We start from the raw sequence: 26,398 nt of genomic DNA, 5'->3' as shown, positions 1-26,398 counted from the left end.
GCATGCCGCGGTCGCTGGAGGCCGGCGGCACCGACACCCTCACCCCGCTGCTGTCCGGTCTGGTCGCCAGCCCCGAACAGGGCAGGGTGCGCGCCGAGTTCGTGCTGCGGGACGAGAACGGCAGGCAACTGCCCGGTGTGACGGTGCCCGAGGCGTGGGTGGACAGCGGGCAGCGGGCGGCGGCCCGTGTCCCCGAGGGCGCCCTGAAGGACGGCACCACCTACCTCTGGGCGATGCGCTCGTGCACCGGGACGGGCTGTTCGGCCTGGTCCTACGAGGAGGAGCTGACCGTCTCGGCGACGGCACCGCCCGCTCCGAAGACCACGACCGTGACCCTCACCGGCGCCGCCCTGGAGGACGCCACCGCGCCGATCGGCGCCGGGGTCTGCGCCGGCGGCTGCCCGGCGGTCGAGGACGCCCGCCTCACTCTGGGCGGCGCCGCGGACGCCGAGCGCGCCGTCTGGTTCAGGCCCGGCCTCGGCCAGGTGCCCGCGGGCGCCCGGGTCACCCGGGCCCGGCTCCAGCTGACCCCCGCCGAGTGCGGGACGGCCGTCTGCGCCGCCCGGCCGGTCGAGATCACCCAGCTCGCCGAGGCATGGGCCGCTCCGCAGGACGGCGCGGCACTGCCGGACCTGCTGGAGGACACCCCGTTCGGTGAGGCCGCGCTGCCCGAGGAGCAGGACCTGGGCCCGATGGTGCAGTCCTGGCTGGAGCAGGGCCCCGTCGAGGGCTTCGTCCTGCGGCTGCCCGCCAAGGACCGCGGCCGGACGCTCTCGTACCACTCCAGCCGGACCGCCGACGCGGCGAAGCGGCCCCGGCTGGTGATCGAGTACGTGGCTCCGAAGGCGCCGGGCGCCCCGGAGGATCTGCGGGTCACCCCGGGCGACGGCGGCCTGCTGGCCACCTGGAACCCGCCGGCCGACCCCGGCTCGGCGACGGACGGCGCGGAGTACGACGTCGTCGTCACCCGCGCCGACGGCACCGTGGCCGCGCGGACCACCACCCGGGAGCCGCACGCCGTGGTCGGCGCGCTGGCCAACGGCATCGCCTACCGCGTCGCCGTCACCGCCCGCACCGCCCACGGCTCGGGCGCCGCGGTCACCGCGGAGCCCAGGACGCCCACAACGGTACCGGGCGGCACGGCGACGTACCGGGACATCGTGCAGCAGTACCTGGACGCGCGCGCCGCGATCCTGCGGGGCACCCGGCCGACGGCCGCCGCCGCGCTGGCCGCCGCGCCCGCCGGTGCCGCCTTCCAGGACCTGCTGAACGGCCAGGCCGCCGACCTGGTGGAGACCCGCGAGTCGCTGGCCCGGCACGGCACCCGGTACACGGAGATGACCAGCACACTCTCCGAGGTCCTCGCGGGCGTCGACGACAGCGGTGCGGTCTTCCTGCGCGCGGCCGTCGAGGACCGCGCCGTCCTCGGCGGGGACGGCGCCGCGGCCGAACCCGAGGAGGGGCGCAGGGAGCAGCGGTTCGTCTTCAGCACCAACAGCGGTGCGCCGCTGCTCCATCTGGAGGCGGACGCGCCCGCGGCGGAGAAGGTCCTGTCGCGGTCGGCGGCGGTCGAGGACGGTCTCGACGTGGCCGGTGAGCCCGAGGGCCCCCTCGAGGAGACGCCCGAGGAGCCCGTCGAGCTGGACGCGGAGGGCTTCCCCGTCCAGGCCCCGCAGGCCGCGGGCGCGATGCTGCGCGCCGCCCAGGTCAGCGGTTCGGGCACGGCGAACTGGGCCTCGCGCAACCTGGGCACCAAGTGGGAGTACGGCCAGGACTGCACGAACTTCGTCTCCAAGGCCCTCTACCACGGCGGGAAGATGAAGACCCGGGCCGGCGGCCGCAAGCACGATCGCGCCTGGTGGCAGCAGTACTACTTCTTCGGCACCGTGAAGAACAAGAGCTACACCTGGTCCGGCGCGGAGAACTTCCGCCGCCACATGATCAACTACCGCAAGGCGCAGTTCGTGCACGCGCACACCGCGCGCGCCGGTGACATCGTGCTCTTCAAGTGGAAGAAGGAGCGGGCGTACAACCATGTCGCGGTGGTCTCGGCCAACCGGCACGGCGTCCAGCTCCTCCAGCACGGCGGAGTGGGCCGCACCAGCCTGGCGGCGGCCATCGCCCGCTACCGCAAGAGCAGCAACTACATCGAGCGCGTCATCATCCTTCGACCGAGGTCCCGCGGCTGATCATGCACAGTGCGAAGAAATGCCTGGCCCTGGCCCTGCTGGTGGGCACCGGCCTGTCCGTGACCGCGTGCGGCGCCGACGGGACGGACGACTACCAGGGCGACTACTCCCGCCACAAGCCGCTGCACGTCGTGGGCTATCCCTCCCGGGGCAGCCTGGAGACGGTGCAGCGGACGGTGTGGCGGCTGGCCGACCGTGACCCGGAAGGGCTCGCCGGCCTGGCCGTCACCGGCGGCACGGCCGCCGACACCACGGCCCGCAACTGGGTCGACGCGTTCGGCGAGGCCGCGGGCGGCGAGGTGACGGCGGACTTCTACGACGAGGGGTCCACCCGCCAGGTCGTGGTGCTGTACTTCACCGGCGGCCGGAAGAAGGAGGTCGAGGTGCGCATCGGCGAGGACGACACCTGGGGCGTCACCCTCGACGAGACGGACCCGGCCGAGGCGGCACGGGCACCCGGCTGGGCCCCGGCGGCCCCCGGCGGCACGCACTCCCGCTCCACCGCCTCCTGACCCGCCCGCCGCCCCGGGCGGAGCGCCCGTGTCCCCGGCCCGTACGGCCGCCGGACACGGGCGCTCCGGCACGCCCGCTCCGGCACACCCGCTCCGGCACACCCGCCGCCCGGCCGGGGGCTCCGCCCGCCGGGGCGGCGACCGCGTCTGCTTTGCTGTCCCCCGGCACCAGCCATCCACGACTTGGGGAGACCGATGCGGGCGGACGTGCGGGAAGTGGCCGACGGCACCTATCTGGTGCACGGCACCAACACCAACTGGGTGATCCTCACCGAGGGCGACGCGGCCACCCTCATCGACACCGGCTACCCGGGCGACCGGCAACTGGTGCTCGACTCGCTGGCAGCGGTGGGCAGTTCGCCGCAGGCGGTGGCGGCGGTGCTGATCACCCACGCGCACAACGACCACCTCGGTTCCGCCGAGTACCTGCGCACGACGTACGGCACCCCCGTCCAGTTGCACGAGGCCGAAGTGCCGCACGCACGGCGGGAGTTCCTGCACCAGGTGAGCGTCGGCACGGTGCTGCGCAACGGCTGGCGGCCCGGGGTGCTGCCCTGGGCGGTGCACTCGCTGCGGGCCGGCGGCACCGCGCACCTGCCCGTCGCCGCGCCCGAGCCGTTCCCGGCGGCGGGCCCGCTGGACCTGCCGGGCCGCCCGGTGCCCGTGCACACCCCCGGGCACACCCGCGGCCACACGGTGTTCCACCTGCCCGGAGCGGGCGTGCTGGTCTCCGGCGATGCCCTGGTCAGCGGCCACCCCACCTCGCGGATCAGCGGACCACAGCTGCTGCCCGACATGTTCCACCACGAGCGCGCCCAGGCACTGGCCTCGCTGGAGATACTCGAAAGCCTCGACGCCGACGTCCTGCTTCCCGGCCACGGCCCGGTCCACCGCGGCCCGGTCGAGGCGGCCGCCCGCCGGGCACGGGACCACGCGCTCTAGTACTGCAACGGAGTCTGCCGCACCAGGGCCTCTCGTTCGGCGCAAGCCGGACGAGAGGCCCTAGAGTCTCCGTCATGGCTTTGCAGATCAGCGCCACCAACCCGGAGCATCCCGCGCTCCTGCTCGCACTGCCCTGGGAGACGCCGCTGGAGGAGTGGCCCGAGGAGTACCTCGTGCCGCTGCCGCGCGGCATCTCCCGGCACGTCGTGCGCTATGCCCGCGCGGGCGAGGAGGTGATCGCCGTCAAGGAGCTGGCCGAGCGGCCGGCGCTGCGCGAGTACGAGCTGCTGCGCGACCTGGACCGGCTCGCCATCCCCGCCGTCGACCCGCTCGCCGTGGTCACCGGGCGCACCGACCGCACCGGCGCACCGCTGGAACCGGTGCTGATCACCCGGCACCTGGGCGGCTCGATGCCGTACCGGTCGATGTTCGAGACGACCCTGCGGCCCGCCACCATGCACCGGCTGATGGACGCTCTCGCGGTGCTGCTGGTGCGGCTGCACCTGGCCGGGTTCGCCTGGGGCGACTGCTCGCTGTCCAACACGCTCTTCCGGCGCGACGCGGGCGCGTACGCCGCCTATCTCGTCGACGCGGAGACCGGCGAGCTGCATCCGCGGCTGAGCGACGGGCAGCGGGACTACGACCTCGACCTGGCCCGGGTGAACATCAGCGGCGAACTGCTCGACCTGGAGGCCTCCGGCGCCCTGCACCCCTCGGTGGACCCGGTGGACTTCGGCACCGAGATCTGCGCGCGCTACGAGAAGCTGTGGGCGGAGCTGACCCGCACCTCCGTCTATCCGGCGGGCAAGTACCACTACATCGAGCGCCGGATACGCCGGCTCAACGACATGGGCTTCGACGTCGCCGAGATGCAGATCGAGCACTCCTCGGGCGGCGACACGGTCACCTTCGTGCCCAAGGTCGTCGACGCCGGTCACCACCAGCGCCAGTTGCTGCGGCTGACCGGCCTGGACACCGAGGAGAACCAGGCGCGGCGGCTGCTGACCGACCTGGAGAGCTGGATGGCCACCCAGGACGACTACGCCCCGGGCGACCCCCTCTCCGCCCGCCCCGAGGTGCTGGCCCACCGCTGGGTGCGCGAGGTGTTCCGGCCCACCGTGCGCGAGGTGCCGCCCGAGCTGCGCGGCTCCATGGACCCGGCCGAGATCTACCACGAGCTGCTGGAGCACCGCTGGTACCTGTCCGAGCGCGCGCAGCACGACATCGGCCTGGACACCGTGGTCGAGGACTATGTGCGCCATGTACTGCCCAAGGCGCGCGCCACGCTGGAGCCGACGGAGCCGGAGACGAACCCGGCGCCGGCTCCCTGAGCGGCGCCGGGGCCGCCCGCTCTACTCGTGCGGGACGACCGCCACCGGGCATCCGGCGTGGTGCAGCACGCCGTGGGCGACGGAGCCGATCCGCGCGCCCACCGCGGTACGGCGGGCGCGGCGGCCCACGACGACGAGCTGGGCGTGTCCGGCCGTCGCCAGCAGCACCTGCCCGGCGCTGCCCATCTCCACGTGCTCGACGACGGGGACGTCCGGGAACCGCTCCCGCCAGGGCCGCAGCGCCTCGGTGAGCGCCTTGCGCTCGTACGGCTCCAGGCCGCCGGCCTCGTCCAGGAGCTTGAGCGAGCCGGGGCTGTAGGCGAAGACCGGCGGCAGCGTCCAGGCGCGCACCGCCCGGACGGTGGCGCCGCGGGCGGCGGCCGTCTCGAAGGCGAAGCGCAGCGTCTCGGCGCTGTCCTCGGCGGTGCCGTGCTGGCCGACGACGACCTCGCGTCCGGCGGCCTCGGCGGCGGGCTCGTCACCGGCCCGGACCAGGACGACCGGCCGGCGGGCCCCGGCGATCACCTGCTGTCCCACGGAGCCGACCAGGAACCCGACGAGGGCGCCCTGTCCGCGCGAGCCGAGCACCAGGGCCTCGGCGTCGGCCGCCGCGGCGGTCAGCGCCGGGGCGGCCTCGTCCTCCACCAGGTCGGTGGTCACGGCGAGGCCGGGATGGCGGGCGGCGAGGTCGCGGACCGTCTCGTCGGCCATCTCGCGCACCCGCTGCCGCTGCGCGTCGCGGTCGCCCAGGTCGAAGGCGTCGTGCACCTCGAAGTGCCAGGCGTGCACGACGCGCAGCGGCAGTCCGCGGCGCTCGGCCTCCCGTCCGGCCCACGCCAGTGCGGCGCGGCTCTCCTCCGATCCGTCCACGCCTGCCGTGATCGGCCGTGTCATGCCGTCCGCCTCCCTGCGCCGTGGGCCCGGGGGCGGGCCCGCCCTCACGCGTCTGCGCTTGCCCGGGATCCACCCGGACTCCCCCGGACGATCCTGCCATGCCGCGCCCGCCGGTCCGCGGTCAAGGGGTACGGGCACGGACGCGGGCCCGGACACACCAGAGTGTGCCGGTGTCCCCGGCTCGCTCGGGCGAAGCCGGGGCAGCCCACCTACGATGGCGCACGTGGGCTCGAAGACGGGAGGCACCGGGCCGCCCGTCGCGACCGCTCGGGGTGGGAGACCTATGACTCAGGCCGCCGAGGCCGTGCGGACCGTCATCCTGACCGTGGACGACGATCCAGGGGTGTCCCGGGCCGTCGCCCGTGATCTGCGGCGGCGCTACGGCGAGTCGTACCGGATCGTGCGGGCGGAGTCGGGCGAGTCCGCGCTGGGCGCGCTGCGCGAACTGAAGCTGCGCGGCGACCTGGTCGCGGTGATCCTGGCCGACTACCGCATGCCGCACATGAACGGCATCGAGTTCCTCGAACAGGCCCTGGACGTGTACCCGGGCGCCCGCCGGGTGCTGCTGACCGCGTACGCGGACACCAACGCGGCGATCGACGCCATCAACGTGGTCGACCTGGACCACTACCTGCTCAAGCCCTGGGACCCGCCCGAGGAGAAGCTGTACCCGGTCCTGGACGACCTGCTCCAGGCGTGGCGGCGCAGCGACCACCGGCCGGTGCCGAGCACCAAGGTGGTGGGGCACCGCTGGTCGGCGCGCTCCTCCGAGGTGCGCGAGTTCCTGGCCCGCAACCAGGTCCCCTACCGCTGGTACTCCTCCGACGAGCCGGAGGGGCGGCGGCTGCTGGGCGCGGCGGGCCAGGACGGGCAGCGGCTGCCGCTGGTGGTCACCCCGGACGGCACGCCGCTGGTCGAGCCGGAGGCCCCGGATCTGGCCGCCCGGGTCGGTCTGGCGACGACCCCGGCGGCCGACTTCTACGACCTGGTCGTCATCGGCGGCGGCCCGGCCGGTCTCGGCGCGGCCGTGTACGGGGCGTCCGAGGGGCTGCGCACCGTCCTGGTGGAGCGCTCGGCCACCGGCGGGCAGGCCGGGCAGAGTTCACGGATCGAGAACTACCTCGGCTTCCCGGACGGGGTGTCCGGCGCCCAGCTGACCGACCGGGCGCGGCGGCAGGCGGCGCGGTTCGGCGCGGAGATCCTCACCGCGCGCGAGGTGACCGCCCTGGAGGTCAACGGCGCGGCGCGCACCGTGCGGTTCTCCGACGGGTCGGCCGTCGCCGCGCACAGCGTGATCCTGGCGACCGGGGTGTCCTACCGGCAGCTCCCGGCGGCCGGCGCCGACGGCCTCACCGGCTGCGGGGTGTTCTACGGTTCGGCGCTGACCGAGGCGCCGTCCTGCCACGGTCAGGACGTGTACATCGTGGGCGGCGCCAACTCGGCGGGGCAGGCGGCGATGTACCTGTCCCGGGGCGCGAAGTCGGTGACGCTGCTGGTGCGCGGCGCCTCGCTGTCGGCGTCGATGTCGTACTACCTGATCCAGCAGCTGGAGGAGGCGCCGAACATCTCGGTGCGCACCGGCACGGTCGTGGAGGCCGTGCACGGCGCGGACCATCTGGAGCAGCTGACGCTGCGCGACGTGGTCAGCGGGGAACGCGAACGGGTCGACGCGCAGTGGGTGTTCGTGTTCATCGGCGCCGCGCCGCTCACCGACTGGCTGGAGGGGACGGTGCTGCGGGACGAGCGCGGGTTCATCCTGGCCGGTCCCGACCTGACCGGGGACGGGCGGCCGCCGGCGGGGTGGGAGCCGGACCGGGCGCCGTACCACCTGGAGACCAATGTGCCCGGGGTGTTCGTGGCGGGCGACGCCCGCGCCGAGTCGGCCAAGCGGGTCGCGTCCGCGGTCGGAGAGGGAGCGATGGCCGTGATGCTGGTGCACCGTTACCTGGAGCAGTCATGAGCGGGCGGGTGGTGCCGTGCAGCCCCAAGGAGATCGGTTCGCTGTTCCTGTTCGAGGAGCTGTCGGCCGAGCAGTTGGGGCGGCTGTGCAGCGACGGGCGGGTGGAGCTGTTCCAGCCGGGCCCGGTGTACCGCGAGGGTGATCCGGCCACCTGTTTCTTCGTGATGATCGAGGGGACGGTGGTGCACTCCCGGCGGGTCGGCGACGACGACGTGGAGATCGCCCGGACCTCGCAGCGCGGGGTGTACTCGGGCGCGGTGCAGGCGTACATCGGGGACCGGGTGCGGCAGGTGTACCAGAACTCGATGCGGGTGACCGAGCCGACGCGGTTCTTCGTGCTGCCCGCCGACACGTTCGCGAGCATCATGCGCGAGTGGTTCCCGATGTCGGTGCATCTGCTGGAGGGGCTGTTCTTCGGTTCGAAGAACACCCAGGCGGCGGTGGGGCAGCGCGAGAGGCTGCTGGCGCTGGGCTCGCTGTCCGCGGGGCTCACGCACGAGCTGAACAATCCGGCCGCCGCGGCGGTGCGGGCCACGGCGGCGCTGCGCGAGCGGGTCGCGAAGATGCGGCACAAGCTGGGGGTGATCGCCGAAGGCCCCTTCACCCCCGAGCAGTTGACGCATCTGATCGAGATCCAGGAGCGCACGGCGGAGCGGGTCGCCAAGGCGCCGGTGCTCAGTCCGCTGGAGACCACCGACCGGGAGGACCTGCTCACCGACTGGCTGGAGGAGCACGGCATCGACTACGGCTGGCAGCTCGCGCCGGTGTTCGTGCAGGCCGGGCTCGACGTGGACTGGCTGGAACAGGTGGTGGCGGCGGTCGGCGAGGACATCCTGCCCGGCGCGGTGGGGTGGCTGTCGTACACGGTGGAGACCGAGCTGCTGATGGACGAGATAGCGGACTCCACCACGCGGGTCTCCCGGCTCGTGGACGCCGCCAAGCAGTACTCCCAGCTCGACCGGGCCCCCTACCAGGTCGCCGACGTGCACGAACTGCTGGACAGCACGTTGCTGATGCTGTCGGGCAAGACGGGTCCGCGGATCAGGGTGGTCAAGGAGTACGACCGGACGCTGCCGCGGATCCCCGCCTATCCGGCCGAGTTGAACCAGGTGTGGACCAATCTGATCGACAACGCCGTCTCGGCCATGGGCGGCGCGGGCGGCGAGGGCACGCTGACCGTGCGGACGGCACGCCAGGGCGAGCAGTTGCTCGTGGAGTTCCGGGACACCGGTCCCGGGGTGCCCGCGGAGATCCGGGACCGCATCTTCGACCCGTTCTTCACCACCAAGCCGGTCGGTCAGGGCACCGGGCTCGGTCTCGACATCTCCTGGCGGATCGTGGTCAACAAGCACCACGGGAGCCTCGCGGTGGAGTCGGCGCCGGGCGACACCCGGTTCGCGGTGCTGCTGCCGCTGAACGCGACGGACGGCGACGGCAGGGCGCTGCGCCCGGCGCGGGAGGCCCCGGACGCGCCAGAGGGGACGGAATGAGCGAAGGCGCCGGTCCGGACCTCCGGGTCGACCCGGAGGTACCGCCGAGCGGTCCGGGCTGCGCGGAGTGCGAGGCGGCGGGCGGCTGGTGGTTCCATCTGCGGCGCTGTGCGCGCTGCGGGCACGTCGGCTGCTGCGACGACTCCCCCGCACGCCACGCCACCGCCCACTACCGGGCCACCGGGCATCCGGTGATCCGCAGCTACGAGCCGGGCGAGGACTGGTTCTGGGACTACGCGGCGGACGAACTGTACGAGCCGGGCACCGAACTGGCGCCGCCGCTGGCGCATCCGGCGGACCAGCCCGTGCCGGGACCGGCCGGGCGGGTGCCGCAGGACTGGGCGCGGATCCTGCGCTGAGCCTCTGGGGCCGGGGACGCGGATGCCCCGCCGGGGGCGGGGCATCCGGTTCTGCGTGCGGGTCCGTGTCAGGGACGGGCCGCCGGGGTGTTGGCGGCGGTGACGTTGACCGCCGCCCAGGACTGGTCGACCGTCCGGTACTCGGTGCTGTTCGCGCCGTACAGGTCCTTGGCCGCCTGGAGCGTGGCGAGCCGCGCGTCGTGGAAGTCGGTCGTGGAGACCATGTAGCGGGTCAGCGCCCGGTAGTAGACGGCGGTGGCCTTGGCCCGGCCGATGCCGCTGACCGACAGACCGCCGTAGGTCGGCGAGTCGTAGGCGACGCCACCGATCGTCTTGCGGCCGCTGCCCTCGGCGAGCAGGTAGTACGCGTGCGAGGAGACACCGGAACCGGCGTGCACCTCGGTGTAGTACACCTCGGGCGACCAGTAGTCGATGGCGCCCTCGAGCTTGTCCAGGGACGGGTGGTCGAGGCGGCGCAGGAACTTCTGCGCCAGGCCCAGCTTCTCGCCCAGCAGATAGTTCGGCGGGTTCTTGGCGTTGTTGGCGAAGAACTCGACGTTGGAGCCGAAGATGTCGGCGAGCGACTCGTTGAGCGAACCCGGTTCGCCGTACTGGTTGCCCGCCGCGTCCACGCGGGTGGGCTCCAGCCGGGCGGTGGAGTCCACCACGCCGTGCGTCAGCTCGTGACCGGTGACGTCGAGGGCGACGAGCGGCTGCTTGAACGTCTGGCCGTCGCCGTCACCGTAGAGCATGCAGTCGCACGTCGGGTCCCAGAAGGCGTTGCCGATGCGGCTGCCGAAGTGCACCATGGCCTTGGCGCCCTTGGAGTTGTTCTCGATGCCCTTGCGCCCGAACGTCTTCTGGTAGAAGTCCAGCGTCTTGGTGATGCCGTACTGGGCGTCGACGGCGGCGGTGGTGCGGTTGGACACCGCCCCGTTGCCCCACCGGTTGGTGGTGCTGGTGATCTTCGTGCCGCGCGCGAAGTTCTCCTGGAGCTGGTTCTTGGCGTCCCGGGTCTCCGTGCCGTAGCGGCTGGGGTCGGCCAGGACGAAGCCGGTCCGGGAGGTCTGGGTGGTGGTCAGCGCGACCGGCCCGACGAACAGGGAGGCGCCGCTGCCCGTCGAGGTGCGCGGAAAGCGCCCGGAGGAGGCCGAGGTGCGGCTGAGGCTGCCGAGCGAGCCGGACGGCGGGAGGCTGCCCGTCGCCGGGAGCTGACCCTGGCGGCTCAGGGTGGCGCGCAGCGCGGGCGACACGAACTCGTCGCTGTCGGGCGTGTTGCTGCGCACGGCGCCGGTGGCGGCGTCGATGACGACGGTGCGCGAGCGGGCGCCCTGGGTGGTGGCGCTGTGGGTGACCCGCACCTGGTAGGCGAGTGCCGTGGCACCGCCGCGGGCGTCCACCACGAGCTGTGCGGTGCCCGCGTCGCCCTCGGCGACGGCGGCCGCCTTCGCCGCGGCCTGGCCGGGCGTCACCGCGGCCTTGGTGGTGGCGGGCCTGACGGCCCGGTCGGCGGCCCGGGTGACCCCGGTGTACGCCAGGGTGCGGGCCAGGTGGACGACGAGGTCGCCGCCGAGCACCGGCAGGCCCTGGTGGGTGCGGACGAAGCGGACGTGGCGGGCACCCTCGGGGTCGGCCAGTACGTCCTGGGCGCGCAGTTCGTCCCCCGGGACGACACCGGTCGCCGACGCGTGGGCGAAGGCGGCGGCGCGGGCCGCGGCCACCACCGCCGCGGTGGAGGTGCGGGCGGCCGACACCGTACGGTCCGGCCCCTTGACGGGGGCGGCCAGTGCCGGGCCGGCCAGGCACGTGACGGCCGTCGTCGCGGCGACGGCGACCGCCACGCTGCGTATGTGGGGTCTGTGCACTCTTGAGGGATCCTTCGTGGGTGAAGGCGGCCGGGATCGCCAACCGCCCCGACGCATGGCGCGGTTGCGCCATGAGGGCTGGTCGGGCCCCGGAAAGAAACCCTTGTGGGCAAGCCATGCACATGTAAAGCGCGAATGATCCATTCCACGCCGTTCATGGCAATCCTTTGCCAATTCCGTCCCACACGGTGATCGACGAGTGACCAACTGTGTGTCGTCGGTAGAGATGTGACACGGTGCGAGATGGTTGCGCTGCCTGAATGTGATCAACCTCGCACGGGCCGCGCACCGACGCTCGCGTCCCGCGGCCCGCGCACCGACGACGACGGGAGCCGGATCGTATGGCCGCACGGAGGACGATGTGCACGGGCGCGGTGCTCGGGTCGCTGGCACTGAGCCTGCTCGCGGGACCGGCGCGGGCGGCGGGCGGCCCGCCGGAGGCCCGGCCCGCGCCGCCGCCCGCCCCGGCCCCGACCCACGTCCGCGGCACCGCACCCACCCCCGCACCCGCACCCGACACCGCCGGACTGGACGCGCTCCTGCGCACCGCGCTCGGTCAGGGCGCGCCCGGCGCCGCGGCACGGATCGACGACCACCGCACGTCCTACGACGGCCCGGCCACCGTGCACCGGCTCGCCGAGGGCGTCGCCGACCGCGCGGACGCCGAGGCCATGGACACCGCGGACCGGTTCCGCATCGGCAGTGTCACCAAGACCTTCTCGGCCGTCGTCCTGCTCCAGCTCGTCGCCGAGGGCAGGCTGCGGCTCGACACGTCCGTCGACCACTACCTGCCCGGCCTGCTGCCCGACGCGCGGATCACCGTGCGGCACGTGCTCGGCCACCGCAGCGGTCTGTACGACTACACCGAGGACCTGTTCGCCCGTACCGTGCCCGGCTTCGAGGCGGTGCGCACCAAGGTCTTCACCCTGCGCGAGCTGGTCGCGCGGTCGCTGCGGCACCCGCTCACCGGCACGCCCGGCGCCGCCTACTCCTACTCCAACACCAACTACGTCGTCGCCGGGCTGCTCATCGAGAAGCTGACGGGCGAGCCGGTGCGCACCGCGTACGAGGACCGGATCATCGGACCGCTGAAGCTGGCCGACACGTTCTACGTGCACCCCGGCACCGCGATCCCCGGTCGCCACGCGCACGGCTACCTCACCCCGGACGAGCCGGGGGGCGCCCTGGTGGACGCCACCGAGCAGACGGTGTCGTGGGCCCAGAGCGCGGGCGCGCTCATCTCCTCCGCCCGCGATCTGAACACCTTCCTCTCGGCGCTGCTCGGCGGCCGGCTGCTGCCCGCCGCGCAACTGGCCGAGATGCGGCGCTGGTTCCCGGCCGGCACCGGTCAGGGCTACGGGCTCGGGCTGCGCCGCCGCGACCTGTCCTGCGGGATCTCCGTGTACGGGCACACCGGCGCGGTCCAGGGTTTCTACACCTATGCCTTCACCGGCGAGAACGGGCTGCGCAGTTACACGGCGGTCGTCAACACCTCGAACAACGGCGCGGTGCAGGCGACCATGCTGCGCACGCTGGAGCCGGTGTTCTGCGGCAAGCGGGCCCGGGTGCGGTGAACCCGATTCCCGTCGATCTTGGCGGAGGCACCTGTTCCGGGCCAGGATGCCCCCATGCAAGGTGACCTTTTTTCGCAAGAGCACGTGGTGCGGCCCGCGACCGCGCCGGGCATGTCCGTCGAGAACGCCAAGTGCATCCGCTATGTGGTGAACGGGGAGATGCTGGCCCGCCAGGGCGCCATGGTGGCCTGGCGCGGCAGCCTCCAGTTCGAGCGCAAGGGCCAGGGCGTGGGCGGCATGCTCAAGCGCGCGGTCACCGGGGAGGGCCTGCCGCTGATGTCGGTGCGCGGGCAGGGCGAGGCCTGGTTCGCGCACGAGGCGCAGAACTGCTTCCTCATCCACCTCGACGGCGGTGACGAGTTCACCGTCAACGGGCGCAACGTCCTGTGCTTCGACGCGTCGCTGGCGTACCAGATCAAGACGGTCAAGGGCTCGGGCATCGCGGGCGGCGGGCTGTTCAACACCGTCTTCACCGGTCAGGGCACGCTCGGTCTCGCCTGCGAGGGCAACCCGCTCGTCATACCGGTCACGCCCGAGCTGCCGGTGTACGTCGACACCGACGCGGTCGTCGGCTGGACCGCCCGCCTCCAGACGTCGCTGCACCGCTCGCAGTCCATCGGCTCGATGCTGCGCGGCGGCTCCGGCGAGGCCGTGCAGCTGATGCTCCAGGGCGAAGGCCATGTCATCGTGCGGCCCAGCGAGGCGACCCCGCAGAAGGCGCAGCAGCACTGAGCCGCCCCGGGCGCGGGCGGCGGTGGACGCCGGTTGACCTGCGGGGCCCCGCCGGGTGAGGGTCGGGGTGGCGCGGACCCCGGCCCTCCCCCGCGCCGGAAGGTGGACCGCCGTGATCGGCATCTCGGAGATCGACAGCGCGGCCGAGCGGATCGCCGCTCATGTGGTGCGCACCCCGACCGTGCCGAGCCCGGGTCTGTCCGCGCTGCTCGGTGCCCCGGTGAGCGCGAAGCTGGAGCTGTTGCAGCGCACCGGCTCGTTCAAGGCGCGCGGCGCGACGGCGAAGCTGCTCTCGCTGAGCGCGGCGGAGCGCGCGGCGGGCGTGGTGGCCGTCAGCGGCGGCAACCACGGCATCGCGCTCGCGGTGATGGCCGCCGCGCTGGAGGTGAAGGCCACGGTGGTCATGCCCCGCTCGGCCCCGGCCCGCTCGCTGCGCATCGCGGAGGAGAGCGGCGCGTCGCTGCGGCTGACCGACGGCATGGACGAGGCGTTCGCGACGGCCGCGCGGCTGCGGGACGAGGGCCTGACGCTCGTGCACCCCTTCGACGATCCGGTGGTGATCGCCGGGCAGGGCACCGTGGGCCTGGAGTTCGCCCAGGACGCCGGTCCGCTCACGGACGTGCTGGTCAGCGTGGGCGGCGGCGGCCTGATCGCCGGTGTGGCGACCGCGCTGCGGGCGCTGCGGCCCGGGGTGCGGGTGTGGGGCGTGGAGACCGAGGGCGCCGAGGCCCTGTCGCGGGCGCTGGCGGCGGGCGGTCCGGTGCCGGTCGCGCTGTCCTCGGTCGTCACGACGCTGAGCGCCCCGGCCGTGTCGGAGCTGACGTACGAGCACGCGGCGGCCCTGGTCGAGGAGGTGCTCGTGGTGCCGGACGCGGAGGCCGTGCGGGGCTGCCTCGAACTCGCCGAGCACGCCAAGGTGTGGGCGGAGCCCGCGGCCGGCTGTCTGCTGCCGGCCGCCCGGCAGGTGCGCGAGCGGGTCGGCGCCGACGCCCGGCTCGGCCTCGTGGTCTGCGGCGGCAACGCGACGACCGGCGACATCATGGCCTGGGCCGACCGCTTCGGGCTGCGCTGAGCGGGGGCGGAGCGGACCCAGCGGGCCGTTTCCGGGGGCGCGGGCCGGGGACTCGGGCGACATGGTGCAGATCGGATACACGATGATGACCGAGCAGGCCGGCCCCCGGGAACTGGTGGAGCACGTGGTGGGCGCCGAGGAGGCGGGCTTCGACTTCTCGGTGATCTCGGACCACTACTTTCCGTGGCTGCGTTCCCAGGGTCACGCACCGTACGCGTGGAGCGTGCTGGGCGCGGCCGCCCAGGCGACCTCGCGGATCCCGCTGATGACGTACGTGACCTGTCCGACCTTCCGCTACCACCCGGCGGTGGTGGCGCAGAAGGCGGCCACGGTGCAGTTGCTGGCACAGGGCAGGTTCCGGCTGGGGCTCGGCGCGGGCGAGAACCTCAACGAGCACGTGGTCGGCGGCGGCTGGCCCACCGTGGACGTACGGCACGAGCGTCTGGAGGAGGCCGTCGGGATCATCCGGGCGCTGTTCGAGGGCGGTCATGTGACCCGGCACGGGGCGCACTTCGACGTGGAGTCGGCCCGGCTGTGGGACCTGCCGGACGAGCCGCCGCCCATCGGTGTCGCCGTCTCCGGCGAGCAGTCCTGCGAGCTGGCCGGGCACCTCGCCGACCTGGTGATCGCCACCGAGCCGAAGGCCGGGCTGCTGGAGGCGTTCGACCGGCACGGCGGGCAGGGCAAGCCGCGCCTCGGACAGCTCCCGGTCTGCTACGACACCGACCGGGACGCGGCCGTCGAGCGGGCGCACGACCAGTTCCGCTGGTTCGGCAGCGGCTGGAAGGTCAACTCCGAGCTGCCGCACCCGGACTCCTTCGAGCAGGCCACCCGGTTCGTCACCCCGGACGACGTGGCCGCGGCGATCCCGTGCGGCGACGACCCGGAGGCGTTCGTGGAGGCCGTACGGCCCTACGCGGAGGCCGGGTTCACCGAGGTGGCGCTGGTGCAGATCGGCGGGGCGAGCCAGGAGCCGTTCCTCGGCTGGTCGGCGAAGACGCTGCTGCCCGCGCTGCGGGACGCCTTCGGCTGACGGGCCGGCGCTCCGGGGAGGCGGTCGGCCCGTTCCTCCTCGGCCTCGTCGCGTCCCCGGCGCCGCCGTGCCGGAGCCGCCGTACGCGCCGGGCGGACCCGGCGCGTACGGCACCAGTGGCTACCAGCGGCCTTCGACCTGGTCCTTGATCCGGTGCTCGTACAGGTCGCGGATCGCCGTCAGGGTCTCCTGCGGCAGCGGCGGGAGCTTGCCGGCGGCGGCGTTGGCGCGGGCCTGCTCCGGGGAGCGGGCGCCGGGGATGACGGTGGTGACGCCGGGCTGCTGGACGATCCAGCGCAGGGCGAGCTGGGCGGGGGTGCAGCCCTCGGGGGCCAGCGCGGCGAACTCGGCGGCGGCCTCCACGCCGGTGGCCCAGTCCACGCCGGAGAAGGTCTCGCCCTGGTCGAACGACTCGCCGTGCCGGTTGAAGGTGCGGTGGTCGTTGGCGGGGAAGACGGTGTCCTTGGTGTACTTGCCCGACAGCAGGCCGGAGGCGAGCGGGACGCGCGCGATGACACCGACGCCCGCCTCCCGCGCGGCGGGCAGCACCTCGTTCAGCGGCTTCATGCGGAACGGGTTGAGGATGATCTGCACACTGGCCACGTTCGGCCGGGCGATCGCCGTCAGCGCCTCGGCACAGGTCTCCACGCTGACGCCGTACGCGGCGACGCGCTCCTCCTCGACGAGCGTGTCGAGCGCGTCGAACACCTCGTCGCGGGAGTACACGGGCGTCGGCGGGCAGTGCAGCTGCACCAGGTCGATCCGGTCCACGCCGAGGTTGCGGCGCGAACGGTCGTTCCAGGCGCGGAAGTTGTCCAGGACGTAGTTCTCGGGGATCTGCTCGACGCGTCGGCCCATCTTGGTCGCGACCAGGACGTGCAGATCGGGGCGGGAGCCGAGGAAGGTGGCGATGGTCTGCTCGCTGCGTCCGTCGCCGTAGACGTCGGCCGTGTCGAAGAAGGTCACCCCCGACTCGGCCGCCGCCTCCAGTACGGCGAGGGCTTCCTTGTCGTCGACGTCGCCCCAGTCGGCGCCCAGTTGCCAGGTGCCCAGCCCGACGACCGAGGCGTGCTGGTGCGACCTGCCGAATTCACGTTCGTTCATGGCGTCAGTCTGTCACCCGGCCCGGCGGACCGGCGGCTCCCGCCCGGCCCGGCGGACCGGCGGTTCAGCGGCTCAGGGAACGCGCCTGCACCGTCCGCGCGAGCCGGGGCCCGAGCCACCGCTTGAGGCGGCGCAGCGCCGTCAGCCGTCCGGCCGCCCTGTCGAGGCCGTAGTAGAGCTGCGGCGGGACGTACGGCAGCAGGGGCGAGTGGCGCTGGCCGAGCAGCGCGAACATCCGGTGCGGGGGCAGGTGGATGTAGCGGGGCAGGTTCTCGTACCACTGGGCGCTGTGCCGGGCCGCGCTCTGCACGGGCAGCAGGGCCGACTGCCGTTCGCGCTGGTAGGCGGCGAGAGCCTGCGGGAGACCGGGGTGGGTGCGCAGCGCCCCGGCCAAGCAGATCGCGTCCTCCAGGGCGAGGGTGGTGCCCGCGCCGACGGAGTAGTGGGTGGTGTGGGCGGCGTCGCCGAGCAGGACGAGGTTGTCCCGGTACCAGGTGCGGTTGGTGAGGGTGCGGAAGGTGAGCCAGGGGCTGCCGCCGCCGTCCGTGCCGCGGCCGCTCAGCCGGTGCCCGTCGAGCACCCCGGCGAACAGCCCCTCCAGCAGGGCGAGCGCGTCGGCCTCGGCGAGCCGGTCGAGGCCGAGACCGGTGAAGGTCTCCGGTGCGCACTCGACGACGCAGGTGCTGTGCGTGGCGCCGTACCCGTAGCCGTAGCACCAGATCCAGCCGTGCGCGCTCGGGACGAAGGCGAAGGTGAAGGCATCGAAGACCTTGGTGGTGCCGAGCCAGAGGTAGCGGTTGCGGCCGAGGTGGAGGCGGGTGCCGAAGTGGTCGGCGTGCCGGTCGCGCAGCGCGCTGTGCACGCCGTCGGCGGCGACCACCAGATCGGCGGCGGGCGGGTCGGCGGCGGTCACCCGGCTCTCGAACTCGACCCGTACGCCGAGGGCGCGGGCCCGGTCGGTGAGGATCTCCAGGAGCCGGTGCCGGCCGATGCCGAAGCCCTGGTCGCCGCGGTGCCGGGTGGTGGAGTCCCCGATGTGCGCGACGCCGTCGCGCCAGCGGACGGAGTGCGCCTCGACGGCGCGGGCCGACTCGGGGTCGTGCGCCCGCATCAGGTCGAGCAGACCCTGCCAGTAGGTGACGCCCCAGCCGTAGGTGGAGCCCTCGGGGCCGCGTTCGTGGACGGTGATGTCGTGGGACGGGTCCTGCCGCTTGAGCAGGACGGACAGATACAGGCCGGCGGGCCCGCCGCCGACGCAGGCGACCTTCACACACACCCCTGAGGACTACCGAGAGCGGTCGATGGGCAACGAAAGGTAACAGAGACGGTGCGTGCGATCACGCACCGTCACAGGTCCTCTCGTGGCCCGCGCCGCTCACACCTGCACGGTGCGGCACTCCGGGTGGCCCCAGCCCTGGTCGTTCTTGGCGATGGACTCACCGGCGGCGTAGGAGCGTCCGCACAGGCAGCGGCCGGGGAACTTCGCCTTGATGGTGCGGGCGGAGCCGGAGGAGGCGCCGCCGCCCGCGGTGCGGCGGGCGGGTGCCTTCCGGCGGGGCGCGGCCTTGGGGGTGTCCGGCGAGGCCGGGGGCTCCGGGGAGCCGAGGGCGCTGCCGGCCGGTTCCTGCACGCGGGCGGCCTGGCTGGCGGCGCGGTCGGCGAAGTCGTTGAGCGGGTCACCGTCGACCTGGTGGGCGGGCACGTAACGGAACTCGACCGGGCGCCCCTCCAGCAGGGCGTCGATGCGCACGACCAGCTCCTGGTTGGCGACGGGCTTGCCCGCGGCCGTCTTCCACCCGTTGCGCTTCCAGCCGGGCAGCCAGGTGGTGACGGCCTTCATCGCGTACTGCGAGTCCATGCGCACTTCCAGCGGCACGGCCGGGTCGGTGGCCGCGAGCAGCCGCTCCAGCGCGGTCAGTTCGGCGACGTTGTTGGTGGCGGTGCCGAGCGCACCGGCCTCCCAGCGGGCCGCGGTCCCGGCGTCGTCGGAGACGACCCACGCCCAGCCCGCCGGTCCCGGATTGCCCTTCGAGGCCCCGTCGCACGCGGCCACCACTCGTTCACGCATGGGCTCGATGATGCCACGGTCCGGACCGGCCCCGTGCCGTCGCCCGTGGACCGAGGGCCTGTCCGGCCGATCATGGTGGAGGGAGGCAACAGTGCCTTGTGGGCACGGGTGAGCGGGGTGGGGTGCGTGCAGCCGCAAGGCGGAGGAGGGCGTCGACGCGGAGCGTCGGCAACCGACGACAACGCGGCGGATGTGCGTGCCCCACCCCGCGTCTTCGCCATGATCGGCCGGACAGGCCCTAGTGCCAGGTGAACTTGTCACCGCCCACCCAGCGCACGGTGTCCGGGTCGTCCAGGTCGTGGACCGTGATCCCGAACGCCGCGGCGGCCTGGAGCACATCGGTGACGGTCTTCGCCTCGCCGACCACCTCGCCGTCGATCTCCACGATGCGGAACGGCGGGTCGCCCGGCTGGACTCCGAGCACCATGATCCGCGGCTGGGAGATATAGGGACTCGCGCTCTCGGTCATGTCGTCCAGCCTAGGACGACGATCGCGGACCGTGCGCGCCCGGTGCTCCGGCCGGGCCGGTCCACGGGGTGGAGGTGCGGTCGCGGGGCGGCCGGGCAACCCTGGGGGTGGAGGTGGCGATGGACCCTGTCGAGGCGCTGGACCGGATCGCCTTCCTGCTGGAGCGGTCCGGGGCCCCCACCTACCGCGTACGCGCCTTCCGCACGGCCTCCGGTGTGCTGTCCGCGCTCGCCGCCGAGGAGGTGACCCGGCGGGCCGGTGACGGGACGCTGGAGTCGCTCAAGGGGATCGGGCCGAAGACCGCGCAGGTGGTCCGGGAGGCGCTGGCCGGACAGGTGCCCGGCTATCTGCGCGCGCTGGAGGAGGAGGCGCGCGAGCCCCTGGCCCGCGGCGGCGAGCGGCTGCGGGCGCTGCTGCGCGGCGACTGCCATCTGCACTCCGACTGGTCCGACGGCGGCAGCCCGATCGAGGAGATGGGCCGGGCCGCGGCGGACCTCGGCCACGCGTGGGCGGTGCTCACCGACCACTCGCCGCGGCTGACGGTGGCGCGGGGCCTGTCGCCCGCGCGGCTGCGTGAGCAGCTGGAGGTGGTGGCGGAGCTGAACCGGGGCTGGGCGCCGTTCCGGCTGCTGACCGGCATCGAGTGCGACATCCTCGACGACGGCCGCCTGGACCAGGAACCGGAGCTGCTGGCGGCGCTCGACGTGGTGGTCGTGTCGGTGCACTCCAAGCTGCGGATGGACGCCCGTTCGATGACCCGCCGCATGGTGGCCGCCGTCCGCGATCCGCACTCCGACATCCTCGGGCACTGCACGGGACGGCTGCTGACCGGGCGGGGGCGGCCCGAGTCGGAGTTCGACGCGGACGCCGTGTTCGCCGCCTGCGCCGAGACCGGGACCGCCGTGGAGATCAACAGCCGTCCGGAGCGGCTGGACCCGCCGCTCGGACTGCTGCGCCGAGCCGTGGCGGCGGGCACGCTGTTCTCCGTCGACACCGACGCGCACGCGCCCGGACAGCTCGACTGGCAGATCCACGGCTGCGCGCGGGCCGAGGAGTGCGGGGTGGCGCCGGAACGCGTCGTGACCACCTGGTCGGCCGACGAGCTGCTGGAGTGGACCCGCGAGCGGCGCACGCCGTCCGGAGTGGCGGGCCCCTGACGTGGTACCCGGACGGGCCCCGCGCGCCCGCGAGGAGAGCGCGCAGCGAAGAGAGGGATCCCGGATGGACCGTGCCGCCCTGTTCGACGTCGACGGAACGCTCGTCGACACCAACCACCTCCATGTCGTCACCTGGTGGGAGGCGTTCCGGCAGGCGGGCCACCGGGTCCCCATGCACGCCGTCCACCGCTCGGTGGGCCTCGGCTCCACCGACCTGATCGCCCATCTCCTCGGCGACGACCGCGACAAGGACGAGGACGACACGCTCGCCGCCGCGCACAGCGCGCTCTACGGGCAGTACTTCGACCGGCTGCCCGCCTTCGCCGACGCCGGGCGGCTGCTGCGCCGGCTGCACGGGGACGGCTGGACGGTGGTCCTCGCCACCTCGGCGAGCGGCCCCGAGCTGGGCGCGCTGCGCCGGGCCATCGACGCCGACGACGCCATCGCCGGCACCGCGAGCGCCGACGACGTGTCGGCGGGCAAACCCGCTCCCGAGCCGGTCGAGCACGCCCTGGAGCTGGCCGGGGTGCCCGCCGGACGCGCGGTGTTCGTCGGCGACACCGTCTGGGACATGCGGGCGGGCCGCCGGGCCGGGGTGCGGTGCGTGGGCGTGCTGAGCGGGGGCATCTCGCGCGCCGACCTCCAGGAGGCCGGCGCGGACACGGTCTACGACGATCCCGCGCACCTGCTGGCGTCCCTGGCGGACAGCCCGCTGGCCTGAGATGCCCGCACAGCGCGTCGGCGAACGGCGGACGGCACCCGCCCGGGGCACCCGTCCGGCGGGCGCAAACGTGACATGTTCCCTGATCAAGGCACCGGCTGGAGCGGATACCCGGGCACCATGACGGGCGCACCGCAGACTCCGCAGACCCCGGACCCCGTGTCCCCACCGGACTCCCCCGCCCCGCGCGGCGGCGTCCTGCGCCGGGCGCGCGCCGTCGGCCGGCTGCTCGGCGGCCGGGCCTGGCACGCCGCGCGGGAGGAGGCGTGCCGGGCGGGGCGCGCGCTGCGCGCCGTGGCGCGCGGCCCGGGACGGGAACGGGACCTGGTCGTGCAGTCCCTCAAGGCGGCCGGGGCGGCGCTGCTGGCCTGGGTGGTGGCGAAGATCTGGCTGGGCGACCCGATGGCGCTGATGGCGCCGTGGGTGGCGCTGGTCATGGTGCAGGCCACGGTGTTCAGCTCGCTGCTGCGGGCGGGACAGCAGTGCACAGCGATCTTCGCGGGGACCCTGCTCGCCTCCGCCGCGCAGGCGCTCACCGGGGACACGCTGACCGCGCTCGCGCTGTCGCTGCCGGTACTGATGCTCCTGGCGAACTGGTCGCGCTTCGGCGACCAGGGGGTCTACGGCGCCACCACGGCCGTGTTCACCCTGGCCACGGGCAGTGTGTCGGCCGCCTCGGTCGGGCACCGGCTGGGGCAGACGGTGCTCGGCGCGGTGATCGGTCTCGCCGTCAACGCCTTCGTCCTCCCGCCGATCCATCTGCGCGACGTGCGGGAGAACCTCGCCGCGGTCGCGCGGGAGGCGGGCGACCTGCTGTGCGCGGTGGCCGGCGGGCTGCGCGACGACGACTGGGACGAGGGCACCGCCGCCGAGTGGTCCCGGGGCTCCGCCCGGCTCGAACACCGGCTGGAGACCCTGTACTCGGCCCGCCGCTGGAGCCGGGAGAGCCTGCGGCTGACCGCCGGTCCGCTGCGCGTGCTGCGCAGGCCGCCCGCGCCGGTGCCGCCCGAGACGGAGGACGACCGCTGGAGCAGGGTCACCGGGCACGTACGGGCCCTCACCCGGACGCTCGCGGTCGCGGCCGACGAGAACCGCGCGCCCGCGGCCCCGGAGCCGGGGGTGCTGCGGACGTACGCCGATCTGCTGGAGCTGATCGCCGGGGCGTGCCTCGCGGAGGGCGCCCGGCTGCGCGGTGAGCGTCCCGCCGACACGGGCACGGGCACGGACAGCGCGCGGGCCGAGGAGGACCGGCGCGCTCTGCACCGGAGGTTGCAGGACGGGCTGCGCGAGCACGCGGGGCGGGCGGCGGCCCCGGTCACGGTGCTGGGGTCGCTGCTGCTCCAGGCGGAGAGCCTGTGGGCGGAGACCGTGCCCGGCGCCGCCTCCGGCGCCCCGGTACCGGGTACAGCGCCGCGTACCCCTGCGGAGTGACCCGGATCACCGCAAAACGAGGCAGATCCCGGAACACCGGACCCCCCTCGCCCGTTGAACCAGGCGTGGGTGCGGATGGGACAGTGTCCCCGGGCCTCACCTATTGCCCACAGGGACGATCGTCCGGCTGAAGCCCTGTGGAGCGTCTCGCCGAGAGGCGACCGCCATGCGTGCCCACACCAGGACCGCCCCGGCCGTGATTCCCCCGTCCGGCCGGGGCTCCTTTTTTCTTCTTTCCTCCGCCCGTTCCGTCTTTCCTGCTCCCGGCTCGCGGTGCCGGTCGGTGTGCCCGGCGCGCGCTTGACTTCGAGAGCGCTCCAATCCGTAGCGTTCCGGGCATGACCACCACGCCACAGCACAAGATCGGTTCGGGCTTCGGGGCGGCCGACACCGCCGCCGACGTCCTCAGCGGCATCGACCTCACCGGGAAGCTGGCGATCGTCACCGGCGGATACTCCGGTATCGGTCTGGAGACCACCCGGGCACTGGCCGCGGCGGGCGCCCGCGTGGTCGTCCCCGCCCGCCGTCCCGCGACCGCCCGCGAGGCGCTGCACGGCATCGAGGGCACCGAGACCGACACGCTCGACCTCGCCGACCTGGACAGCGTCCGGGACTTCGCCGGACGCTTCCTGGCCTCCGGCCGCACCGTCGACCTCGTCATCGACAGCGCCGGTGTCATGGCCTGCCCCGAGACCCGGGTCGGACCCGGCTGGGAGGCGCAGTTCGCGACCAACCACCTCGGCCACTTCGCCCTGGTCAACCGCCTCTGGCCGGCCATCGAGCCGGGCGGCGCCCGGATCGTCTCGGTCTCCTCGCGCGGCCACCACTTCTCCCCGATCCGCTGGGACGACGTCCACTGGCGCGAGGGCTACGACAAGTGGGCGGCCTACGGCCAGGCCAAGACCGCCAACGTCCTGTTCGCCGTGCATCTGGACCGGCTGGCCCGCCGCCGCGGCGTCCGCGCCTTCGCCCTGCACCCGGGCGCCATCATGACCCCGCTCCAGCGCCATCTGACCCGCGAGGAGATGGTCGAGCGCGGCTGGGTCGACGAGAACGGCGTCCCGCTGAACCCCCGGGGCTTCAAGACCCCGCAGCAGGGCGCGGCGACCCAGGTCTGGGCCGCGGCCTCGCCCCGGCTCGACGGACTCGGCGGTGTCTATCTGGAGGACTGCGACATCGCCGAACCGGTGCCCGACGAGGGCATGCACAGCAGTGGGGTCAAGTCCTGGGCCACCGACCCCGGCCAGGCGGCCCGGCTGTGGGCGCTGTCGGCGGAGCTGACGGGGGTGGACGCGTTCGCGGACCGCGCCTGAGGCCGAACGTCGGCGGGCCGGGCGAAGGCCCCGTACCCGCCGACGCCCCGGCCCGCCCCGCCCGGCCTGGCCCGGCCCGGCCCGGCCCGCTCAGGACGTCGCGAGGAACGCCCGCAGGTCCGTGTTGAGCCGGTCCGCGTGGGTGACGTACAGCCCGTGGCCGCCGCCCTCGTACTCCTTGAGCACACTGCCCGGCACCAGGGCGGCGCTCCGGCGGCCGGTCGCCTCCAGCGGGGCCGACGTGTCGTGGGTGCCGTGCACGACGAGCAGCGGCAGGCCGAGCTTCGGCAGTTCCTGGGCGAGGTCCACGGTGGCGACCAGTCGGTTGACGGCGTCCGCCGCGCGGGGCGTGCAGGCCAGGGCCTGGTCGACGACGTGCCGGACGTAGTGCGGCGACACCTCGTTGCCGGGCACGTCGAGGGCGAAGTAGGGGGCGGCCCCGTCCTCGTAGAAGGCCGCCCGGTCCTTGCGGAACACCGCGCGGCCGGCGCGCATCACCTCCGGGTCCCAGCCCTCCGGGTGATCGGCGGTGCGGACCACGCCCGGCGCGATGCCCGCGACGAAGGCGACCCGTGCGACGCGGTCCGTGCCGTGCCGGGTCAGACAGCGCACGATCTCCGCGCTGCCCAGCGAGTGCCCCACGAAGGTGACCTCGCGCAGATCCAGGTGGTCGAGCAGCCCGTACAGGTCGTCGGCGAGGGTGTCCAGGTCGTAGCCGTCCCACACGTCGTCCGAACGGCCGTGGCCCCGCCGGTCCAGGCCGACGCAGCGCACGCCCTCCCCCGCCAGCGGCAGCGTCTGGAACTCCCACATACCGGTCCCGAAGTAGGCGCCGTTGACGAAGACCACCACGGGTCCGTCCACCGGACCGTGGTCGGCGTAGTGCAGGCGGGTGCCGTCGGCGGGGCTCGTGACGTACGGCATGGGGACCTCCCGGAGTCCGGTGCGGGCTGAGCGGTGACGTGATGTCGTCCGTCCGCTGTCCATGGTCGCGGTGGGGCGGGCGCGGGTCGATGACGTCGGAGGTCATGCCGGTCGGGAGCGGGACGGCAGGGGCCCCGCGGGGGCGGGCGCGGGCGCGCGGGTCGACGGCCGGGGACCGGGTACCCGTGCCCCGCACTCGGCCGTCTTCCGAAGGGAGCCGAACGTGAGCAGCGTGTCGGGCAGCAGGGTCGTCGTCACGGGCGCCACCGGCAATGCCGGTACCAGCGTGGTCCGTCTGCTCTCCGAGGATCCGGAGGTCGCCTCCGTTCGGGGCCTGGCCCGCCGGATCCCGCGGTGGTCGCCGCCGAGGACGGAGTGGGCGCGGGTGGACATCTCCTCCGAGCAGGCGCCGCTGGCCGAGCAGTTCGAGGGCGCCGACGCCGTGATCCACCTCGCCTGGGCGTTCCAGCCGACGCACGATCCGGCGACGACCTGGCGCACCAACGTCCTCGGCGGGATCCGGGTCCAGGAGGCGGTGGCCGCCGCCCGGGTGCCGGTGCTGGTGCACGCCTCCTCGGTCGGCGCGTACTCGCCGGGCCCCAAGGACCGCGCCGTGGACGAGTCCTGGCCGACCCACGGCTGGCCGGACGCCGCGTACACCCGGGAGAAGGCGTATCTGGAACGGGCCCTCGACACCTTCGAACGGGACCATCCCGATGTGCGGGTGGTGCGGATGCGCCCCGGGTTCCTGTTCAAGGCCGAGTCCGCGAGCGAGCAGCGGCGGATCTTCGGCGGACGGTTCCTGCCGGGTCCCGTGGCGCGGCCCGAGCTGCTGCCGTTCCTGCCCGACGTCCCCGGACTGCGGGTGCAGGCCCTGCACACCGACGACGCGGCCCGCGCCTACCGGTCGGCGCTGCACCGCGAGGTGAGCGGCGCCTTCAATCTGGCCGCCGATCCGCCGCTGGACGCGAAGGTGCTCGCCGAGATGCTGGGCCTGCGCCCGGTGCGGCTGCCGCGCACCGCCGCCCGTTCGGCCATCGCGGCGGCCTGGGGGCTGCATCTGCTGCCCGCGTCCCCGCACCTGTTCGACGCGGTGCTGCGGCTGCCCCTGATGGACTGCACCCGGGCGCACACCGAACTGGACTGGCGCCCCCGGTACACGGCGATCGAGGTGATCCAGGAGTTCCTGCGCGGGTTGCAGCGCGGCGAGGGCGCGGACACCGAACCCCTGCGGGGGCGCAGGGCCGGATGAGTCCGG

General features: G+C 74.0%; 23 protein-coding genes. 16 read left to right on the top strand and 7 right to left on the bottom strand.

Features of this window, described 5'->3' with window-relative positions:
• The first annotated feature begins 2 nt into the window (after window positions 1-2).
• The 4 genes from B086_RS46120 (at window position 3) to B086_RS0121725 (ending at window position 4,974) form a co-directional block, all read left to right on the top strand.
• The gene (locus B086_RS46120; RefSeq protein ID WP_324604695.1) at window positions 3-2,189 is read left to right on the top strand and encodes an amidase domain-containing protein; all 2,187 of its coding nucleotides are present in this window, start codon (window positions 3-5) and stop codon (window positions 2,187-2,189) included.
• A 2-nt stretch (window positions 2,190-2,191) separates the two neighbouring features.
• A complete protein-coding gene (locus B086_RS0121735) occupies window positions 2,192-2,701 on the top strand; it encodes a hypothetical protein (protein WP_018568538.1) in 510 nt (169 codons plus the stop codon).
• Between the two features lie 195 nt (window positions 2,702-2,896).
• Entirely contained in the window at window positions 2,897-3,643 is a 747-nt protein-coding gene (locus B086_RS0121730; RefSeq protein ID WP_018568537.1) for an MBL fold metallo-hydrolase, read from the top strand.
• Between the two features lie 74 nt (window positions 3,644-3,717).
• Complete coding sequence (locus B086_RS0121725) at window positions 3,718-4,974, top strand: DUF4032 domain-containing protein (RefSeq protein ID WP_026252642.1); 1,257 nt, start codon at window positions 3,718-3,720, stop codon at window positions 4,972-4,974.
• 21 nt (window positions 4,975-4,995) lie between these two features.
• Here B086_RS0121725 and B086_RS0121720 read toward each other — a convergent pair whose 3' ends face one another.
• Window positions 4,996-5,868 carry a universal stress protein gene (locus tag B086_RS0121720; RefSeq protein WP_018568535.1) on the bottom strand — a complete coding sequence of 291 codons (873 nt, stop codon included), beginning with the start codon at window positions 5,866-5,868 and terminating at the stop codon, window positions 4,996-4,998.
• A 283-nt stretch (window positions 5,869-6,151) separates the two neighbouring features.
• On the opposite strand from B086_RS0121720, the gene B086_RS0121715 reads away from it, so the two are divergent.
• The 3 genes from B086_RS0121715 to B086_RS0121705 are packed head-to-tail and all read left to right on the top strand — an operon-like array spanning window position 6,152 to window position 9,677.
• A complete protein-coding gene (locus B086_RS0121715) occupies window positions 6,152-7,828 on the top strand; it encodes an FAD-dependent oxidoreductase (RefSeq protein WP_018568534.1) in 1,677 nt (558 codons plus the stop codon).
• Entirely contained in the window at window positions 7,825-9,318 is a 1,494-nt protein-coding gene (locus tag B086_RS0121710; RefSeq protein WP_018568533.1) for an ATP-binding protein, read from the top strand. Before B086_RS0121715 ends, B086_RS0121710 begins: the two co-directional genes overlap by 4 nt.
• Window positions 9,315-9,677, top strand: a complete 363-nt coding sequence (locus B086_RS0121705; protein ID WP_018568532.1) for a UBP-type zinc finger domain-containing protein — start codon at window positions 9,315-9,317, stop codon at window positions 9,675-9,677. The genes B086_RS0121710 and B086_RS0121705 overlap by 4 nt, the downstream gene beginning before the upstream one ends.
• A 68-nt stretch (window positions 9,678-9,745) precedes the next feature.
• On the opposite strand, the gene B086_RS0121700 is transcribed toward B086_RS0121705, so the two are convergent.
• Window positions 9,746-11,542, bottom strand: a complete 1,797-nt coding sequence (locus B086_RS0121700; RefSeq protein ID WP_026252641.1) for a M4 family metallopeptidase — start codon at window positions 11,540-11,542, stop codon at window positions 9,746-9,748.
• Between the two features lie 359 nt (window positions 11,543-11,901).
• Here B086_RS0121700 and B086_RS0121695 point away from each other — a divergent pair, with 359 nt between their 5' ends.
• The 4 genes from B086_RS0121695 (at window position 11,902) to B086_RS0121680 (ending at window position 15,953) form a co-directional block, all read left to right on the top strand.
• The gene (locus tag B086_RS0121695; RefSeq protein WP_018568530.1) at window positions 11,902-13,116 is read left to right on the top strand and encodes a serine hydrolase domain-containing protein; all 1,215 of its coding nucleotides are present in this window, start codon (window positions 11,902-11,904) and stop codon (window positions 13,114-13,116) included.
• 54 nt (window positions 13,117-13,170) lie between these two features.
• Window positions 13,171-13,848 carry an AIM24 family protein gene (locus B086_RS0121690; RefSeq protein ID WP_026252640.1) on the top strand — a complete coding sequence of 226 codons (678 nt, stop codon included), beginning with the start codon at window positions 13,171-13,173 and terminating at the stop codon, window positions 13,846-13,848.
• A gap of 112 nt (window positions 13,849-13,960) precedes the next feature.
• A complete protein-coding gene (locus B086_RS0121685; RefSeq protein ID WP_018568528.1) occupies window positions 13,961-14,920 on the top strand; it encodes a threonine/serine dehydratase in 960 nt (319 codons plus the stop codon).
• A gap of 61 nt (window positions 14,921-14,981) precedes the next feature.
• Window positions 14,982-15,953 (top strand): LLM class F420-dependent oxidoreductase, encoded by a 972-nt coding sequence (locus B086_RS0121680; protein WP_018568527.1) that lies wholly within the window; start codon window positions 14,982-14,984, stop codon window positions 15,951-15,953.
• 120 nt (window positions 15,954-16,073) lie between these two features.
• Here the strand turns inward: B086_RS0121680 and B086_RS0121675 are convergent, their stop codons facing one another.
• The 4 genes from B086_RS0121675 to B086_RS0121660 all read right to left on the bottom strand — a co-directional run bounded on the left by B086_RS0121675 (window position 16,074) and on the right by B086_RS0121660 (window position 19,594).
• A complete protein-coding gene (locus B086_RS0121675) occupies window positions 16,074-17,057 on the bottom strand; it encodes an aldo/keto reductase (protein WP_018568526.1) in 984 nt (327 codons plus the stop codon).
• A 64-nt stretch (window positions 17,058-17,121) separates the two neighbouring features.
• Window positions 17,122-18,333, bottom strand: a complete 1,212-nt coding sequence (locus B086_RS0121670) for an FAD-dependent monooxygenase (RefSeq protein ID WP_026252639.1) — start codon at window positions 18,331-18,333, stop codon at window positions 17,122-17,124.
• Window positions 18,334-18,432: 99 nt separating this feature from the next.
• Window positions 18,433-19,125, bottom strand: a complete 693-nt coding sequence (locus B086_RS0121665) for a ribonuclease H family protein (RefSeq protein ID WP_026252638.1) — start codon at window positions 19,123-19,125, stop codon at window positions 18,433-18,435.
• 238 nt (window positions 19,126-19,363) lie between these two features.
• Window positions 19,364-19,594 carry a hypothetical protein gene (locus tag B086_RS0121660; RefSeq protein ID WP_018568523.1) on the bottom strand — a complete coding sequence of 77 codons (231 nt, stop codon included), beginning with the start codon at window positions 19,592-19,594 and terminating at the stop codon, window positions 19,364-19,366.
• 119 nt (window positions 19,595-19,713) lie between these two features.
• Between B086_RS0121660 and B086_RS0121655 the strand changes: the two genes are divergently transcribed.
• From B086_RS0121655 to B086_RS0121640, 4 genes are all read left to right on the top strand, one after another.
• Window positions 19,714-20,751 carry a PHP domain-containing protein gene (locus B086_RS0121655; protein ID WP_018568522.1) on the top strand — a complete coding sequence of 346 codons (1,038 nt, stop codon included), beginning with the start codon at window positions 19,714-19,716 and terminating at the stop codon, window positions 20,749-20,751.
• A gap of 64 nt (window positions 20,752-20,815) precedes the next feature.
• On the top strand, window positions 20,816-21,472 hold the full coding sequence (locus tag B086_RS0121650; protein WP_018568521.1) for an HAD family hydrolase: 657 nt from the start codon (window positions 20,816-20,818) through the stop codon (window positions 21,470-21,472).
• 120 nt (window positions 21,473-21,592) lie between these two features.
• The gene (locus B086_RS0121645) at window positions 21,593-22,903 is read left to right on the top strand and encodes an aromatic acid exporter family protein (RefSeq protein WP_018568520.1); all 1,311 of its coding nucleotides are present in this window, start codon (window positions 21,593-21,595) and stop codon (window positions 22,901-22,903) included.
• Between the two features lie 338 nt (window positions 22,904-23,241).
• Entirely contained in the window at window positions 23,242-24,216 is a 975-nt protein-coding gene (locus tag B086_RS0121640; protein ID WP_018568519.1) for an SDR family NAD(P)-dependent oxidoreductase, read from the top strand.
• Window positions 24,217-24,306: 90 nt separating this feature from the next.
• Here B086_RS0121640 and B086_RS0121635 read toward each other — a convergent pair whose 3' ends face one another.
• Window positions 24,307-25,140: an alpha/beta fold hydrolase gene (locus tag B086_RS0121635; RefSeq protein WP_018568518.1), complete on the bottom strand. Its 834-nt coding sequence runs from the start codon at window positions 25,138-25,140 to the stop codon at window positions 24,307-24,309.
• Between the two features lie 223 nt (window positions 25,141-25,363).
• Here B086_RS0121635 and B086_RS0121630 point away from each other — a divergent pair, with 223 nt between their 5' ends.
• Window positions 25,364-26,392, top strand: a complete 1,029-nt coding sequence (locus B086_RS0121630) for an SDR family oxidoreductase (protein ID WP_018568517.1) — start codon at window positions 25,364-25,366, stop codon at window positions 26,390-26,392.
• Window positions 26,393-26,398 lie beyond the last annotated feature (6 nt).

It is taken from the genome of Streptomyces sp. PsTaAH-124, from assembly GCF_000373685.1.
GTDB classification, from domain to species: Bacteria; Actinomycetota; Actinomycetes; order Streptomycetales; family Streptomycetaceae; genus Streptomyces; species Streptomyces andamanensis.
This window is presented reverse-complemented; position numbering and strand designations above follow the sequence as displayed.